General features: G+C 37.1%; 17 protein-coding genes. 9 read left to right on the top strand and 8 right to left on the bottom strand.

The window, feature by feature from the left end; translation table 11 throughout:
- Positions 1-84: 84 nt before the first annotated feature.
- The 4 genes from lipA to J1905_RS23140 form a co-directional block, all read right to left on the bottom strand.
- On the bottom strand, positions 85-963 hold the full coding sequence (gene lipA, locus J1905_RS23155; protein WP_108205081.1) for a lipoyl synthase: 879 nt from the start codon (positions 961-963) through the stop codon (positions 85-87).
- Positions 964-1,025: 62 nt separating this feature from the next.
- The gene (gene ytxJ / locus J1905_RS23150) at positions 1,026-1,358 is read right to left on the bottom strand and encodes a bacillithiol system redox-active protein YtxJ (protein ID WP_214229564.1); all 333 of its coding nucleotides are present in this window, start codon (positions 1,356-1,358) and stop codon (positions 1,026-1,028) included.
- 217 nt (positions 1,359-1,575) lie between these two features.
- Positions 1,576-2,067 carry a 6,7-dimethyl-8-ribityllumazine synthase gene (ribH, locus tag J1905_RS23145; protein WP_214229563.1) on the bottom strand — a complete coding sequence of 164 codons (492 nt, stop codon included), beginning with the start codon at positions 2,065-2,067 and terminating at the stop codon, positions 1,576-1,578.
- Positions 2,068-2,266: 199 nt separating this feature from the next.
- On the bottom strand, positions 2,267-2,935 hold the full coding sequence (locus tag J1905_RS23140; protein ID WP_173090090.1) for a tetratricopeptide repeat protein: 669 nt from the start codon (positions 2,933-2,935) through the stop codon (positions 2,267-2,269).
- A 238-nt stretch (positions 2,936-3,173) separates the two neighbouring features.
- On the opposite strand from J1905_RS23140, the gene recF reads away from it, so the two are divergent.
- Positions 3,174-4,277: a DNA replication/repair protein RecF gene (gene recF, locus J1905_RS23135; protein ID WP_214229567.1), complete on the top strand. Its 1,104-nt coding sequence runs from the start codon at positions 3,174-3,176 to the stop codon at positions 4,275-4,277.
- A complete protein-coding gene (locus J1905_RS23130; protein ID WP_214229562.1) occupies positions 4,270-4,560 on the top strand; it encodes a DciA family protein in 291 nt (96 codons plus the stop codon). Before recF ends, J1905_RS23130 begins: the two co-directional genes overlap by 8 nt.
- A 240-nt stretch (positions 4,561-4,800) precedes the next feature.
- On the opposite strand, the gene bamJ is transcribed toward J1905_RS23130, so the two are convergent.
- Together bamJ and J1905_RS23120 are read right to left on the bottom strand one after the other, a co-directional pair.
- Entirely contained in the window at positions 4,801-5,538 is a 738-nt protein-coding gene (gene bamJ / locus J1905_RS23125) for a BamJ family beta-barrel-assembly machinery protein (RefSeq protein WP_214229561.1), read from the bottom strand.
- 91 nt (positions 5,539-5,629) lie between these two features.
- Entirely contained in the window at positions 5,630-6,049 is a 420-nt protein-coding gene (locus J1905_RS23120) for a nucleoside-diphosphate kinase (protein WP_108205087.1), read from the bottom strand.
- 190 nt (positions 6,050-6,239) lie between these two features.
- Between J1905_RS23120 and J1905_RS23115 the strand changes: the two genes are divergently transcribed.
- From J1905_RS23115 to J1905_RS23095, 5 genes are all read left to right on the top strand, one after another.
- On the top strand, positions 6,240-7,250 hold the full coding sequence (locus J1905_RS23115) for a DHH family phosphoesterase (protein ID WP_214229566.1): 1,011 nt from the start codon (positions 6,240-6,242) through the stop codon (positions 7,248-7,250).
- A 68-nt stretch (positions 7,251-7,318) separates the two neighbouring features.
- Positions 7,319-8,323, top strand: coding sequence for an FKBP-type peptidyl-prolyl cis-trans isomerase (locus tag J1905_RS23110; RefSeq protein ID WP_214229560.1), 1,005 nt, complete (start codon positions 7,319-7,321; stop codon positions 8,321-8,323).
- Positions 8,324-8,422: 99 nt separating this feature from the next.
- Positions 8,423-9,190 (top strand): TatD family hydrolase, encoded by a 768-nt coding sequence (locus tag J1905_RS23105; RefSeq protein ID WP_214229559.1) that lies wholly within the window; start codon positions 8,423-8,425, stop codon positions 9,188-9,190.
- Between the two features lie 2 nt (positions 9,191-9,192).
- Entirely contained in the window at positions 9,193-10,209 is a 1,017-nt protein-coding gene (locus tag J1905_RS23100; protein ID WP_214229558.1) for an asparaginase, read from the top strand.
- 54 nt (positions 10,210-10,263) lie between these two features.
- The gene (locus J1905_RS23095; RefSeq protein WP_250318180.1) at positions 10,264-11,685 is read left to right on the top strand and encodes an MBL fold metallo-hydrolase; all 1,422 of its coding nucleotides are present in this window, start codon (positions 10,264-10,266) and stop codon (positions 11,683-11,685) included.
- Here J1905_RS23095 and J1905_RS23090 read toward each other — a convergent pair.
- Positions 11,682-12,677, bottom strand: coding sequence for an alpha/beta hydrolase (locus J1905_RS23090; RefSeq protein ID WP_214229557.1), 996 nt, complete (start codon positions 12,675-12,677; stop codon positions 11,682-11,684). The genes J1905_RS23095 and J1905_RS23090 overlap by 4 nt on opposite strands.
- Positions 12,678-12,748: 71 nt before the next feature.
- On the opposite strand from J1905_RS23090, the gene J1905_RS23085 reads away from it, so the two are divergent.
- Positions 12,749-13,720, top strand: coding sequence for a polyprenyl synthetase family protein (locus J1905_RS23085; protein ID WP_214229556.1), 972 nt, complete (start codon positions 12,749-12,751; stop codon positions 13,718-13,720).
- 13 nt (positions 13,721-13,733) lie between these two features.
- Positions 13,734-15,179 (top strand): M28 family peptidase, encoded by a 1,446-nt coding sequence (locus tag J1905_RS23080; protein WP_214229555.1) that lies wholly within the window; start codon positions 13,734-13,736, stop codon positions 15,177-15,179.
- A gap of 62 nt (positions 15,180-15,241) precedes the next feature.
- Here the strand turns inward: J1905_RS23080 and creD are convergent, their stop codons facing one another.
- The gene (creD, locus tag J1905_RS23075) at positions 15,242-16,609 is read right to left on the bottom strand and encodes a cell envelope integrity protein CreD (protein WP_214229554.1); all 1,368 of its coding nucleotides are present in this window, start codon (positions 16,607-16,609) and stop codon (positions 15,242-15,244) included.
- Positions 16,610-16,618 lie beyond the last annotated feature (9 nt).

Below are 16,618 nucleotides of genomic sequence, written 5' to 3'. Positions count from 1 at the left end.
TTTTTTTGTAGTTGCCAAGGGTTTGCTAATATACAGAAACTACAACAAGATGAAAGGAGTATTTGTTTTTTTATTAACCGGCAGTTAAAAATCAAACAAATGCTTTTCAGCATGATAAGATGAACGTACCAACGGGCCGCTCTCTACATACCTTAAACCTTTAGCTAATCCTATTTCTTTGTATTTGGCAAATTGATCAGGGTGAATCCAGTCTATCACAGGGTGATGGTTGCGTGTCGGCTGCAAATATTGGCCAAGTGTTAAAATATGAACCCCATTTGCTACCAGGTCATCCATAGCCTCTAAAACATCATCCTCTGTTTCGCCTAAGCCAAGCATAATACCTGTTTTAGTTCTTAATCCAAATTCCGAGATACGTTTAAGGCACTCTAAGCTTCTGTCGTATTTTGCCTGGATGCGCACTTGTTTGGTTAAGCGTCTAACGGTTTCTACATTGTGCGACATAACCTCAGGTCTTTCTTCCAATACGCGGTATAAGTTATCCCATACGCCTCTGAAATCAGGAATCAGTGTTTCAAGTGTCGTCTCAGGACTTTCTCTTCTGATGGCTTGTAATGTTTCAGCCCAGATAATAGAACCGCCGTCTTTTAAATCATCTCTGTCAACAGAAGTAATAACACAATGTTTTACCTGCATTAATTTAACAGAATTGGCAACACGGTTTGGCTCATCTAAATCAACAGCTAAAGGTCTGCCTGTTGCTACAGCGCAAAATGAGCAGGAGCGAGTACAGATATTTCCAAGAATCATAAAGGTGGCAGTACCTGCACCCCAGCATTCACCCATATTTGGGCAATTACCGCTTTCGCAGATGGTATGTAGCTTGTGTGTGTCTACAAGGCTACGAACTTGTGCATATTCTTTACCTACAGGAAGCTTTACTCTAAGCCAATCTGGTTTACGTTGTACTGGGTTTTCTGAAACAACCGGAAGTGCGATCATGGCGCAAAGTTAAGCAATAGGTTTGAATTGTTGCAAAACTGAAATGTTTGAATGATGTAATGTTATTCTTTTATCACTTCTGCAACTTCATCTGCAGAGATATCGCTATGAGAAGCATCTAAAATACAATCACCATTTTTAATCAATAAGATTTGAGGTGACTCATGATGTACCTGAAAGGTCTCAGCTATTTGTGCTGAAATATCTCTGTAGTTGATCAGATCTAAAAAATATAGGGAGGTGTCAGCCGGTATTGCTTCCCAGTCCAATTCAAAACGTCTTTTAGCCATTGAGCTAACTGAACAACGGGTGCTGTGTTTAAATATTAAACTGTAACCCTCTTTTTGTTGTATTTCGCTGATTTGAGTTAAATCAGTAATGTTTTTCCACTGCATCTATAATCTTTCTAAAGTTTAGCCTTAGTTCTCATCTTCTTCTTTTGCCTTCCGGATACGAATTGTAAGCAGGACAAATCTTGTTAGAACATGCTTCTAAAACAGATATGGCAAAAAATACGCCGAGTAATAAAATAGCTACTTTCTTCATCTGTATGAATCTTTAATTGATATATCCTTCTAATCTACATCTTTTGAAGAAAGTATCAAAGTAATTTTAAACTGTAGCCGATAGCTCAGCCATTTTTAATGCGGTAATAGCGGCTTCATCACCTTTATTCCCGTGTTTACCGCCTGCTCTGTCTATCGCTTGTTGTTGATCGTTGGTTGTTAAAACACCAAAAATGACAGGTTTGCTATGTTTAACACTTACCTGAGTAATACCATTTGCAACTGCATCACAAATAAAATCAAAGTGTTTAGTGTCTCCCTGAATTACGCAGCCAAGGCAAATAACCGCATCAAGATCCTTGTGTTTTTGCAAAAGAAGATCAGCTGCGGATGTTAATTCAAAACTGCCGGGTACAGCAATTGAAAGGATATTCTCCTCAGAAACGCCATGTTTAACTAACGTTTCTAATGCGCCATTGTACAGGCTTCCGGTAATCTCTGCGTTCCATTCTGCTACTGCTATCGCTATTTTATAAGCGCTTCCATTGGGTACTGTTGTATGAGAAAAATCAGACAGGTTTTTTAATTGTGTTGCCATGCGGCAAATCTATATAAAAATCATAAAAGTATTGTAAGTTGTCAGTCATTCTCAATTTATTTCAGAATCTCTCTTGATTGAGCCTATTTTTTGAATAGCTGTTGTGAGATACTGAAATGAATTCAGAAGAACGGGAAGATATTAAACGAAAAAAGCCAGTACAGAATGTACCGGCCTTTTGTATAAAAGTTGTGATGACTTATTTTACTTGTGCTTCTGCACGGGCAATATATTCGTCAATCATTTGTGCTTCCTGACTTTGAGGATACTGAGTTTTGATCTTAGTATACGCTTCCGCAGCATCTTTATATTCTTTTTGAACTTCATAAACTAAACCAAGTTTTTTAAGGAACAATGGAGAAGTAAATTTGTTGCTCGCTTTGTCAGCTGCTTTTTTATAGTAAGTGATTGCTTGTTTGTAATCTTTTAACTCGCTATATGCATCACCAAGTAAACCTAAAGCTAAAGGATCTGCAACAGGGCTTCCTGTTTCAGAATATTTACCTAAAGACTCAATTGCTTTTTGGTATTCACCTTTACGTAAATAGATACCACCTAAATAAAGATTAGCTAGGTTAGCAGATTTAGTATTTGCATACTCGTCAGCAATTTTTTCAAATCCTGGGTAACCGCCTTCGCCGTTTATAGCTTTGCTGGCTAATGAGTCAACTCCTAGGAATTGCTCTGCTTTATACATTTTAGCTGAAGCTTCTTCCGCTCTGTTTTTTAAATAAACACTCTGATACCAGATGTAAATTCCAATTAGTACAATGATAGCACCTGCAATGAACAAAAGGCTTTTCGAGTTTTCTTGTAAAAAAGAACCCTTTCTTACCGGTTGATTTATTTCTTTTTCTGTTGTGGACATTTTATTTAAAAAAATTAAGGACTGCAAAAATACATTTTTACATTAAAGTATCAACCCCTTTTTTGAGTATTTAAATAAACTTTAATGAACTGAGCGTTAATTAGAACCGACCGATGGTTTAATATGTTAATCTAACGTAGTAACAGACCATCAAAAACGCCAAAGTTTGTGGGGAAATAAATAGGGCAATACCAGCCTGATTTAACAAAGCTAAACGGTAACTTTGGCTACTGATAATATGTGGTTAAAAAATATTACACTTCTCAATTTTAAGAACTACGCAGATGCGAGTATTAGTTTTTCGAAAACAGTAAATGCGTTTGTTGGAAATAATGGCGCCGGTAAAACTAATTTGCTGGATGCAATACATTATTTGTGCCTTTGCAAGGGTTATTTTAATCCAATAGATAGTCAGCAGATTAAAACAGCTGAAGATTTATTTTTAATACAAGGCGATTTTGATCGTAAGGAAAAGAACGAAAAAATTACCTGTGGGGTAAAAAGAAATCAGAAAAAGCAGTTTAAGAGGAACAAAAAAGAGTACGATAAACTTGCCGATCATATAGGGTTGTTCCCTTTGGTAATGATTTCTCCATACGATACGAATATCATTACTGATGGGAGTGAGGAGCGTAGGCGTTTTATGGATAACGTGATTTCTCAAACAGATACGCATTATTTGGATGAGCTTATTCTTTATAACCGCCATTTGTTAAATCGGAATGCATTATTTAAGCAGATAGCAATAATCAGAAGCTATGACCCAACTTTGCTGGAGATTTATAATGAGCAGTTGGTTCAGTCGGGTATGAAGATATTCGCCAAAAGAAAGCAGTTTATGCTTGATTTTATTCCTCTGTTTGATAAGTATTATCAGTTTTTAACAGAGGATAATGAGCAGGTAAGTTTACAATACCAAAGTCAGCTAATTGATACCCCCTTTGAACAATTACTAGCGCAATCAATAGAAAAGGATAAGATTTTAGAAAGAACTACCACTGGAATTCATAAGGATGAGCTGTTATTTACCATTACAGGAATGCCTTTAAAGAAGTTCGGTTCTCAGGGACAGCAGAAATCGTTTTTAATTGCATTGAAGTTGGCTCAATATGCTTATCTTCAGGAACATAAAGGGTTTAAGCCTTTGTTGTTGTTGGATGATATTTTTGATAAACTGGACGATAGGAGGATGCATAAACTAATGGAGTTGGTTTCTCATCAGGACTTTGGACAGATTTTTATAACAGATACAGGAAGAGAGAGAGTTTTGGCATTATTTAATAAGATTAATGTGCCGGTAACATTATTTGAAGTAATTAACGGATCAGTAAATCATGCGTAAACCTAAAGATATTACCTTAAAAGAAGGTATTGGTAAATTACTGAATGTATACAAACTAAAGGGGCGGTTTGATGAGACTTCTGTAGTAGCTTTTTGGCCAGAGTTAATGGGCAAGGCCGTTGCAAATAGAACTACACAAATTTATATAGCACATAAAAAGTTGTTTGTAAGGCTTGAATCATCAGTGGTTAAAAATGAATTGCTGATGGTTAGGGCCGGCATCATTCAAAAAATTAATGAACGTGCCGGCTCCGAAGTGATTACAGATATTGTATTTCTGTAGTAGTTTTTGGGTGTACTTGCTTTAAAATATTCTACTGATCAACCAAATGATTAGTGCCAGAACTAGAACAACAACGATTACCCCCGTCATTACACCTGCTTTAAAAATTCCTTCAATTAATTTACAACTGGTTAATGTGGTTGTTAGAAATACTATAATTGCAAGGGGAAAAAATCTTTTGGTCATCATAAGCTTTCTGTTTTAATTACTTAACAAAATCTTACGCCAATGGTTTTATATTTACTTTCCGTTTACCTTAAGTAGTTCGATTTCAAATACAAGTGTGCTGTAAGGAGGGATGTCCTGACCTGCTCCACGCTCGCCATAGGCAAGGTTATATGGAATAAAGAATTTATATTTTGAACCTGCAGGCATTAATTGTACCCCTTCAGTCCAGCCGGCAATTACACCATTCAGAGGGAATGATATAGGCTCATTTCTGTCGTACGAGCTGTCAAATTGTTTTCCGTTTAATAAAGTGCCTTTATAATGTACAAGTACAGTATCTGTAGCTTTAGGCATAATGCCTGTGCCTTTTGTAATAACCTGGTATTGTAATCCGCTAGGTGTTACCTGAACTCCCGGTTGTTTTTTGTTGTTTTCCAGAAATGTTGATCCTTCTGCAATTGCAGGTCCGAATTTCTTTTTGCCTAAAGTTACAAATAAATTGTTGATGGCAGCCTGTGATCCTTGTGTGGTAAGCGCAAATGGCTTTTCGTTGAAAGCATCCTGAAGACCTTTTACAAACAAGTCATAATTAAGAGCATTCAAGCCATCTTTTTTCATATTAGTGGCCATTGTTATTCCAAAAGAATAACTAGCTGAATCCAGTGTAGTTTTGAAAGTAGGTGTTGAGATTGGTTTTTTTGTGCTTTTAGCAGCAGGTGCTTTTTTTGCCGGGGTAGTTTTTTTGCTTGTTTGAGCAAGTGCTGCAACAGAGCATAATGGTAATAAAAGTGCGATTGCGATCTTCTTCATTTTAATAAATTTGTCCCGAAAGGTACAAACTTATGATTATTACCCTGCATGTTATTTAAATTTTGAACATGCAGGGTAATGAGTTTTTTGTTTAGAAACGCTCTGCAGCAGTGAAAAAGAAATCACCTTCGATAGCAGCATTCTCATTTGAATCTGAACCATGAACAGCGTTTGCATCAATAGATTTAGCATATTTATTGCGGATAGTACCTTCAGCTGCTTCTGCAGGGTTGGTAGCACCAATAAGAGTTCTGAAATCTTCGATAGCGTTATCTTTCTCTAAAATAGCAGCAACGATAGGTCCTGAAGACATGAAGCTTACTAAATCAGCATAAAAAGGACGTTCTTTATGTACTTCGTAAAATTTACCAGCAGTTTCAGGCGTTAATTGAGTGTATTTTAATGCGATGATTTTAAAGCCAGCTGCAGTTATATCATTAATAATTGCACCGATATGCCCATTTGCAACAGCATCAGGCTTGATCATGGTAAAAGTTCTGTTCGTTGTCATTTTATTTATTTCAATTTTTTTGCAAAATTACGTTTTATACTGTTAATATTAAAGTTTGAAACTTAGATATAATCTGTACTGCTTAAAACAATTACACCGATCTCTCCGCAGTGTTAAAATAAATAGATTTACAGAAGAAATATAATAGGTTCAATTAATCATTAAATCATTAGCTTTGCGACCGAAAATTATGTTGTCCATTTCAGAAATAAAGTCGTTGCTGGCTACGCCGCAAAAAATAGTAATCACTACTCATCATAAACCTGATGGGGATGCAATGGGTTCCTCTTTGGGGCTATATGCGTATTTGATTCAGCTTGGGCATCATGTAAAGGTGATTACTCCGACTGACTATCCGTATTTTTTGCATTGGCTTCCTAACAATTCGGATGTAATTATTTACACAGAACAACCTGAGCAATCTGCTGAATTGGTTGCAGAAGCAGTAATGATATTTTGTCTTGATTTTAATAGTCTTACCAGAATTAATGAACTTGGTGAGTTAGTTAGAGCTTCGGATGCCTATAAATTAATGATAGACCATCACCTGGAACCTGAAGATTTTGATGATTATCGTCATTGGAGCATCAGTGCGTGTGCAGCTGCTCAGTTAGTTTATGAGTTTATTGTAAATGAACTGGGAGATGGAGCAAGGATGAATAAAGACATCGCTACTTGTTTGTATACTGGTATAATGACGGATTCGGGCTCTTTCCGATTCCCTTCGGCAACATCAGATGTATATCGTATGGCTGCCGATTTAATTGACTTAGGTGCTGAGCACTGGAGGATTCATCAGCTAGTATATGATAATGCAACTGAAAACAGACTGAGGTTTTTAGGCCATTGTATAAGTAACAAGTTAGAGATATTTAGAGAATTTAATACCGCAATTATTTCAGTTACGAAGGCCGAATTAAACCAGTTTAACATTGCTACAGGCGATACAGAAGGTATAGTGAATTATGCACTATCTATAAACGGGATCAGGCTTGCGGCATTTATTATTGAAAGAACTGATAAAGTTAAATTATCTTTGCGCTCCACCGGCGATTTTCCTGCTAATGAGATTTGTAAGAAATACTTTAATGGAGGTGGGCACAGAAACGCGGCAGGAGGAGTTTCGGATAAGAATTTAGAAGATACAATAGAACAGTTTAAATCTGTATTGATAGAATATAAAACTCAATTGTTACAGTAAACAGGGGCAACCCTTTTAAGTATAATTAAAAAGTATAAATAGAAACCAAAAATAATTTATAAAACCACATGAAGAAAGGTATAGTAATTCTTTTCGCAGCAACATTAGGGTTAGCTGCTTGTAACAACTACAAAAAAGGACCAGGCGGTTTGATGTATCAAATACACAAATCTGAAGGAGCTGAAAAAATTAAAGAAGGCGATATCGTTAAGATTAACTTTATCCAAAAAACTGAAAAAGATTCAACAATTGTAAGCACGTTCGATTTAGGTCAGCCGCAAGTATTTCCAGTAGGAAAAAAAGCTTATGAGGGTGATATGAACGATGTACTTTATTTATTTGGTGAGGGCGATAGTGCAACATTTAAGTTAAATCTTGATACTATGGCTAAACACTCTGGTCAGCCAAAACCAGCAGCAAATGCAAAAGATACTTACATGGTGTTTACTGTTAAAATTGAAAAAGTATTGAAAAAAGCTGCTGGCGAAGCAGATACAACTTTCCAAAAGAAAGCTCAGGAGTTTTTCCAAAAAGATTACCAGGCTACTATTGCTAAATCAAAAGATTCTGAAGCCGGTAAGATTAAAAAATTCATTGAGGATAATAACCTTAAAACTCAAACTACTGCATCTGGTTTACACTATGTAATTAATACTCCTGGTAGTGCACAAAAACCAGTTGCCGGTGATACAATCATGTTAAACTACACTGGTAAATTGCTTACTAAAAAAGCAAACGGTAAAGACAATATTTTTGATACTTCTATCGAATCTGTTGCTAAAGAAGCTGGAAAATATAACGCTATGGCAAAATATGCTCCACGTCCGTTTACTATCGGTGCTGCAATCCCAGGATTTGACGAGGCTTATCAATTAATTGGTAAAGGTGGAAAAATCACTGTAATTATTCCTTCGGTATTAGGTTACGGAGAAGGTGGTCAGCCACAAGCTGGAATCGCTCCTTTCTCTCCTTTATGTTTTGAAATTGAAGTTGTAGATATTAAAAAACCTTCAGCTCAGGCTGGTGCAACTGTTGCTCCAATAGCTCCTGCTGCTCCTGCAACTAAAAAATAATAAGTAGACTGTAAAAACAGTTTGATAATTAAAGCCCTTCCTGGTTTATCCTGGAAGGGCTTTTTGTTTACTTACCGTGGTTTTTTATTAACTTTGCTCATGCTTTTAACAGATACCCACACACACCTGTATTACGAAACAGACGAGGAAAAACAAGCTTTACTAATGCAACGCTGCCTTGATAATAATGTAGGACGATTATTTTTACCTAATGTTGATATCGCATCAATTGCCAGTATAGATGCAATGGTAAAGAAATATCCTAAAAACTGTTTTGCTATGGCGGGACTTCACCCTTGTGAAGTAAAAGAGGATTATGAGTTGGTACTGGACGAGATTTGCCAGAGTATTGTCGACAGAGAAATCTATGCGATAGGGGAGATAGGGATTGATTTGTACTGGGATAAAAGTACCCTAGGGATTCAGAAAACGGCTTTTGTAGAGCAGATTAACTGGGCTAAAGATCTTGATTTGCCTATTGTGATTCACTGTAGAGAAGCCTTTGATGAAGTTTTTGAAGTGCTTGAACAAGAAAAAGGCGAAAAATTAAGAGGTATTTTTCATTGTTTTACAGGTAATCTGGAGCAGGCTAAACAAGCTATAGATCTTGGATTTTATCTGGGTATAGGAGGTGTAGTAACCTATAAAAAATCAGGATTAGATGAGGTGTTAATGAATATTCCACTAACAAATGTTGTTTTGGAAACAGACTCTCCTTATTTAGCACCAGTTCCTTTTAGAGGAAAACCTAATGAAAGTAGCTATCTTATTCATGTTGCAGAGCGCTTAGCAGAGATTTACAATACAAGTATTGAAGAAATTGCCTCAGTAACTACAGCAAACTCTATCAGCGTCTTTAAAATTTAATAATGACTAAAATACTTATCATATATACAGGTGGTACCATAGGGATGGTTAATGACCCCGTAACGGGTACGTTAATCCCTTTTGATTTTAAGCAGATTCAACAAAATGTTCCGGAGCTTAAACGACTGAACTATGATCTTGATGTGTATTCTTTTGATCCAATTCTGGATTCTTCTAATATGACACCAGAGATTTGGGCTGATCTTGCACAACTGATTTACGACAAATATGAGGAGTTTGATGGTTTTGTGATTTTGCACGGATCGGATACGATGGCTTTTACCGCATCGGCTTTAAGCTTTATGTTAGAGAATCTTGGAAAGCCTGTAGTGCTTACCGGCTCTCAGCTTCCTATCGGGGAAATCAGGACGGATGCTAAAGAGAATTTAATTACAGCTCTTGAAATAGCTGCCACTAAGAATTCTGGAAAAGCAATGATTCCAGAAGTATGTATATATTTTGATTACCAATTGTTTAGAGGTAACAGATCTATAAAATATAACGCAGAAAAATTTGAAGCTTTTAGATCGCCAAATTATCCGGTTTTGGCAGAAGCAGGCGTAACGCTTTCTTTTTTCAAGAATTATATTTTGCCACAGCCAGAGAAAGCAATAAAGGTGAATTTGAAATTCAATCCAAATATTGGAGTGCTTAAATTGTATCCTGGCATTTCGCCACAGGCGGTTAAAGCAATAACCAATTCGCCAGTTGATGCTATAATTATGGAAACATTTGGTTCCGGAAATACAACTACAGCTGAATGGTTTATTGAATGTCTGCGAAAGGCAATCGATAAAGGCAAGGTGATTGTTGATATTACTCAATGTCAACGTGGCTCTGTTGAACTTGGGATGTACCAAACCAGTAAGCAATTACAACAAATGGGAGTGATAAGTGGTTTTGATATGACTTTTGAGGCCACCACAACTAAATTAATGTACCTAATGGGGCAAGGATTGGAGAAAAATGAACTGGTACGTTTAATAGAACAGCCTTTAAGAGGTGAATTAACTGTTTAAAGTAAATTTGCGATGTAGGTTTTTAGCTGGAAGATTATAATCTTAAATTTGTATATGGGAATGAATATTGAGCAGATTTATACGGGTTGTTTGGCCGAAGCGGCTTATTATATTGAAAGTAATGGGGAGGCGGCTATAATAGATCCTTTGCGCGAAGTTGAGCCGTATCTAAAGAAAGCTGAGAAAGATAATGCTAAAATAAAGTATATTTTTGAGACTCATTTTCATGCGGATTTTGTGTCTGGACATATTGATTTGGCCGAGAAATCGGGCGCTGAAATTGTATATGGACCCACTGCTAAAACTTCCTTTAAATCTCATATTGCCACGGATGGTGAGCAATTTAAAATTGGAGATTTAACGGTTACTACCTTACACACACCTGGTCATACGCCAGAATCTACAACCTATTTGCTAACTGATAAGGACGGTAAAGCTTATTGTATTTTTACTGGAGATACTTTATTTATCGGAGATGTTGGCAGGCCTGATTTGGCTCAGCAAGGTTCTTTAACTGTTGAGGATATGGCTGGTACTTTATATGATTCATTGCATAACAAAATATTAACCTTGCCCGATGATGTACTAGTTTATCCTGCACATGGCGCTGGTTCTGCTTGTGGTAAGAACATGAGTAAAGAAACTTTTGATACACTTGGAAATCAAAAGGAAGTGAATTATGCACTTAAAGCAACAACAAAAGAACAGTTTATAGAGGAGGTTACAAACGGTATTTTGCCTCCACCACAGTATTTTGCTAAAAATGCGGCTATGAACAAACATGGCTATGAGAGTTTTGATGAGGTTTATGAAAAAGGATCTACTCCTTTAGCGCCAAATGAATTTGAAGCTGTGGTTAATCATACAGGGGCATTGATTCTTGATACCAGAGATCCACAGGTGTTTGCCAAGGGCTTTATCCCCTCATCAGTAAATATTGGGCTTAATGGGCAGTTTGCTCCATGGGTAGGGGCTTTAATAGCAGATTTGAAGCAACCCTTATTGCTAATTGTTGAAGAGGGAAAAGAAGAAGAGGCTATTACACGCTTAGCTCGTGTAGGATATGATAATACTATTGGCTATTTAGAAGGCGGCATTGCTGCCTGGACTGCTAGTGGAAAGGATATAGATACGATTACTTCTATTTCTGCGGATGCTTTTGAGGATATCGTTAATGAAAATCCTGATGTTAATGCACTTGATGTTAGGAAGCCGGGAGAATATGAGGCAGAGCATTTAGAAAATACCTTGACTCGTCCGTTGGACTATATTAATGAGTGGACAAAAGAAATTGATACTAAGCAAACTTATTATATTCATTGCGCTGGAGGCTATCGTTCTATGATAGCTGCCTCTATTCTTAAAGCCAGAGGAGCTGATCATGTTGTGGATATTGCAGGTGGTTATGGAGCGATTAAATCTACCGGATTAAAAAGAACTGATTTTGCCTGCCCGTCTAAAGCAATGAAAGGTTAATTTACCTTTATTTTTAGGGTTTTTGTTACGAAGCCATCAATAGCTTTTTGAACGCTTTCAAGATCCTTGGATGTGATGTGCGAACCCAAAACGTGGTTCCCCCCATTAGGAATAGCTACTTTTGATTTTAAATCGGCTTGGGTCCCTAATTCGTCATACATCTTTAACATGGCATCAACCTTTACAACAGGGTCTTGTTCCTGCTCATTTTTGTAATAATACACAAGTAGTGTTGGCTGCTTTACATTTTTGAAGGTTTCCTCGTTCATTGTAGTTTCAACTAATTCTTCTAGCTGTACTACTGATTCAAGGCGGTACTGGGTGTACCAATATTTTTTATACTCATCGGATTTATCCTTTACTACTTCTTCTTTCCCACCTCTTACTATTCTAGACATCTGCAAGCCCCAGGGATCATTGGCAAGAAAGGCAAGCTTTTCATTAATCGCCACATTTGGCGAAATAAGGATAATGCTATAAATATCGGGGTAGGTTGCAGCAAGTTTAAGTGTCAGTGTGCCTCCTGTAGAGGTGCCTACTAGAATTACTTTCTTACCAAGTCGTTTGCCTATTTCAAGCGCTTGTTTGGCACTTTCCCATAAGCGGTCGGCAGTGAAATATTCCATTGCTGAAACTGTATCTATACCATGATCAGCTAATCGTGCGAGGTAAAGATTGGCTTTTATCTTTTTTGCGAGATTTATATGGGTGGGGTTTCCTTCTTCTTTAGAGGCTGAATAGCCATGTAAATAAACTATGGCATACTCTGTTTGTTGTTTATTGGCTGTGTCTGCCCAAACAATCTCAGCTTCATTATTGGGTTTAATTTTATGTTTGCTTTCTATATTTTTAACATAATCTTCTAGTTGATTAATTGCAGGAACTGAAGGGAGCGTTGTTGCGTAGATCGGATGCTTTGGTTTTGGACCTAGTAGATAAACCACTATTACTAGTGCAAGTAGAGACGATAGTACTATAAATGTTGTTTTCATCTTAAACTTTTTACTAAAAGTACGCTTTTAAAGGAATTTAATTTATGTTTGCACACACATTTTTTACCTGAATGCCTGGAATAGATCAGATAAAATTACCAATAGCAAATGACATTGATGTCTTTGAAGAAAAGTTCAAAGCCTCGATGCACAGTGATGCTCCGTTATTAGACCGTATTACCCACTATATTGTTAAAAGAAAGGGTAAGCAAATCCGTCCGATGTTCGTTTTTTTTGCTGCAAAACTTTGTGGGGGTATTATAGAGTCTACACATCGTGGAGCTGCATTAGTAGAATTACTCCATACGGCAACACTAGTTCATGATGATGTGGTAGATAATGCCTATGAAAGAAGAGGCTTCTTTTCCATAAATGCTCTTTGGAAGAATAAAATTGCTGTTTTGGTTGGTGATTATTTGCTGGCCAAAGGCTTATTGTTATCCGTTAATAATGGTGAGTTTCGTTTGCTTCAAATAGTTTCTGAGGCTGTGAAGCAAATGAGCGAAGGCGAATTGCTTCAGATTGAGAAGGTCCGTAGAATGGATATCAGTGAAGCTTTGTACTTTGATGTAATCAGACAAAAGACAGCATCTTTAATTGCTTCTTGTTGCGCCTGTGGCGCCGCATCGGCCGGTGCAGATGATGAGACCATTGAAAAAATGCGCCTATTTGGTGAAAAAGTGGGAATCGCTTTTCAAATAAAAGATGATACTTTTGATTTTGGAACCGATGATGTTGGCAAGCCCTTAGGTATCGATATTAAAGAAAAAAAGGTCACACTACCTTTAATCTATGCTTTAAATAGAGCTGAGAAAGCCGAACGAAAAAGAATGATTAGTTTGGTGAAGAATCATGAAGATGACCCTAAAAAAATACAAGAGATCATTGATTTTGTGAACGCAAATGAAGGTGTTCACTATGCTAATCAGAAAATGATACAATATCAGCAGGAAGCGTTTGATATTCTGCATAGTTTTGAACCAGGTGATGCCAGAACGGGTTTAGAACAACTGGTAAGATATACTACTGAGCGTAAAAAATAATATTCGTTTTTCTATGAGAATTTCTCTCTTTTTACTTGTTTTTTGTGCCTTTATTAAGGTTCAGGCACAGGATGATTTTAGTGCTGTTTTTAATAATATTAATACGGAGGTACAGCGTAACTCAAAAGCGTATATTAATTTAAAAAATGCAACTGAATCAATAGGCCATAGATTAACCGGGTCTGCCAATGGTGAAAAGGCTGAAGAATATGCTTATAAATTGTTGGCATCTTATGGGTATGATGTGAAATTTCAGCCCTTTGAGGTAGAGAGTTGGAGTCGTTTAACGAATGAAACTAAGATTGGTGGTAATAAAGATAGCTTGATTAAAATAACATCTGTAACGCTTGCCCATTCTCCGGTAAAGGCAAATGTAATTGCTGAAATGGTTGACTTAGGTAATGGCCTGGAGGAAGATTATAAGCGAGATGCTGGAAATGTAAAAGGAAAAATTGCGTTGGTGTTTTTGGGGGTGCTTCCTGGTTCTCCAGAGGGTACGCCAACTCTTCATCGCTCTGAAAAGGCCGCGATTGCTGCACAATATGGTGCTTCTGGGATTGTTATTATCAATGGAGTAAAAGGAGGAGTATTGCTTACCGGAACTGCATCTGTAACGGGTAAGTTAATCACCATACCTGCGGTTTGTATCGGTTTAGAAAATGGAATGCGAATTAAGGAGAAATTGAAAAACCAGAAGCAGTTCGCAAGCTTAAATATGACTAATTTCTCGGGAGTAATTAAAGCCAGAAATGTAATTGCGACCTTAAAAGGAACAGATTTGCCAAATGAGAAGATTGTAGTGGGTGGCCATTTAGACAGTTGGGATTTAGCTACAGGAGCTATTGATAATGGGATTGGCTCCTTTGCAATTATAGATATGGCAAGAACATATAAAACACTGAAATTGGAGAATAAAAGAACGGTTGAGTTTGTATTGTTTATGGGTGAAGAGCAAGGGCTGCTAGGTTCGAAAGCATATGTAGAAGCTGCAAAACATTTGAATACACTAGATCAGATAAAATTTATGCTGAACTATGATATGACCAATGATCCGAAAGGATTTGCTACCAGCAGAATTGAAATGAAAGATCTGTTTGCTTCGTGGGGTAGCCAGATTGCTAAAATCGATACAGGATTTAAAAATATGTTTTATTCTGGGGCATGGTTGCATAGCGATCATCAGCCTTTTATGCTACAGGGAATTCCAATAGGTGGTGGTACTGGGGGGAATTTGCCTAATAATTCTGGCCCTTATTACCATTCTGACGGAGACGTTTTTAAATTGGTTGATGAGCAAGAACTAAAAAATACAGTACGTTATAGTGCTATGCTAGTTTACGGATTGGCAAATACTCCTGTTTTACCTGTAGAAAGACAAAGTGAAGGTGTTATAAAGGATTTCTTAAAAGAGAATAATCTGGAAATTCCGCTAAAGATTGCTGGTGAATGGAGGTGGTAGTTTTAAATATAATGCCTGTGCATAGGAAATGCACAGACATATAGTGAAAAGCGTATTGATTGCTAAATTTGGGTTGGCTCAGGCTTATTCCAGTTGATTTTAACTGAGAAATACATTAGGCAGGCTACCGTAATGAATAGTCCGATACTTCCAAAAAGAAGTGCCATGTCTTGTAATTGGATGATTACATAAATGAACCCATAAAAAATGCTAAGTATAGCCGCAAAAACGAGTGCGGCTTTTTTGTTTCTTAGAAATGCCCCTATAAAAGAACTGACTAAGATAATTGTAGCAATTGAGGCTATTAGGTAGGCAAAAGTAAAGCCTATCTGTTCCGTAAAGGATAATAACAGGGTGTAGTATATAATCATTGCAGCACCTATTAGTACATATTGAAGTAAGTTTACCTTGATTTTATTTAGCAGCTCTATAAAGAATAGAGATATGAAGCTTAATAGAATGATTAAGATGGAGTACTTGGCTGAACGCATCGTTTTTTGATATTGGTCAACAGGCAGGAGAAACTTAACGCCAAATGTGGCTTTTTCTATATTTTTAGGTGTAAATGCATTGCTTTTTCCTTCCCATTGTTGCGGAAATGGGCGGTTGAAGTTTGACATTTTCCAATTGCTGGTAAATTGCTTTTGTGTGATGTTGCGTTTTTCTGGTAAGTAGTTTCCTGTAAAGCTTGGGTTTTCCCAATTTCCCGCAACATCTACTGATGTGCTTTTTCCAAGATGCAGGAAGTTAAGTTCGCCACTTCCCCTTAGGTTTATATCGTAGTTAAAAGTTATTGCTGAACTTTTAGTTGTGCTTAGGTTGGCTTGCACTGCCAGACTGTTATCAAAAAGGTTTTCAGTAGCAAAGTCAGGTTCAGCGGTGTACTGTAAGTTGGCTAGTTTTATAGAAGGGTTATTCTTTAGTCCCTTAAAATCACTTAAGCCTGCTACCACCTTGACCTTATCCCATAATATCATTTCGGGATTGATACCTGATTTCTTTAGTTCGAGCTCACTAAACTTACCGCTAATCTTAAGTGTGGTATTATAAACAACGGCATCAAATATACCTCTGTGTAGAATTTCGGGATTAACCTGGCTGTTAATTTTTAAATCCTCAGGAAGCACGTAGATAGTTGATAATTGCTCCTTATAAGTGATTTTGGCATTCGCATCAATTGTTTTAACCATTGTTTTGTAAGGCAGTTGCATTACTGGACTCTCTATTAATTGTGTGCGTGACCATTTTTCGGCGATTTCACCCGTCGCTTCGTCTTGGCGGGTTTCTCTTTCAGAGACGAGCATTTGAATCCATGAAGATGGAATAAGTAGGAGCAAGGTAAGTACTCCGATTAGAAAGAGTTTTGCGCCAACTGAGTCTAAGAGTTGACTAAAGGCTGATTTCTGTTGTGGTATTTGAAGTGCGTCCATGGTTTCGTT

This window comes from Pedobacter sp. B4-66 (assembly GCF_018492665.1).
Lineage (GTDB): Bacteria > Bacteroidota > Bacteroidia > Sphingobacteriales > Sphingobacteriaceae > Pedobacter.
This window is presented reverse-complemented; position numbering and strand designations above follow the sequence as displayed.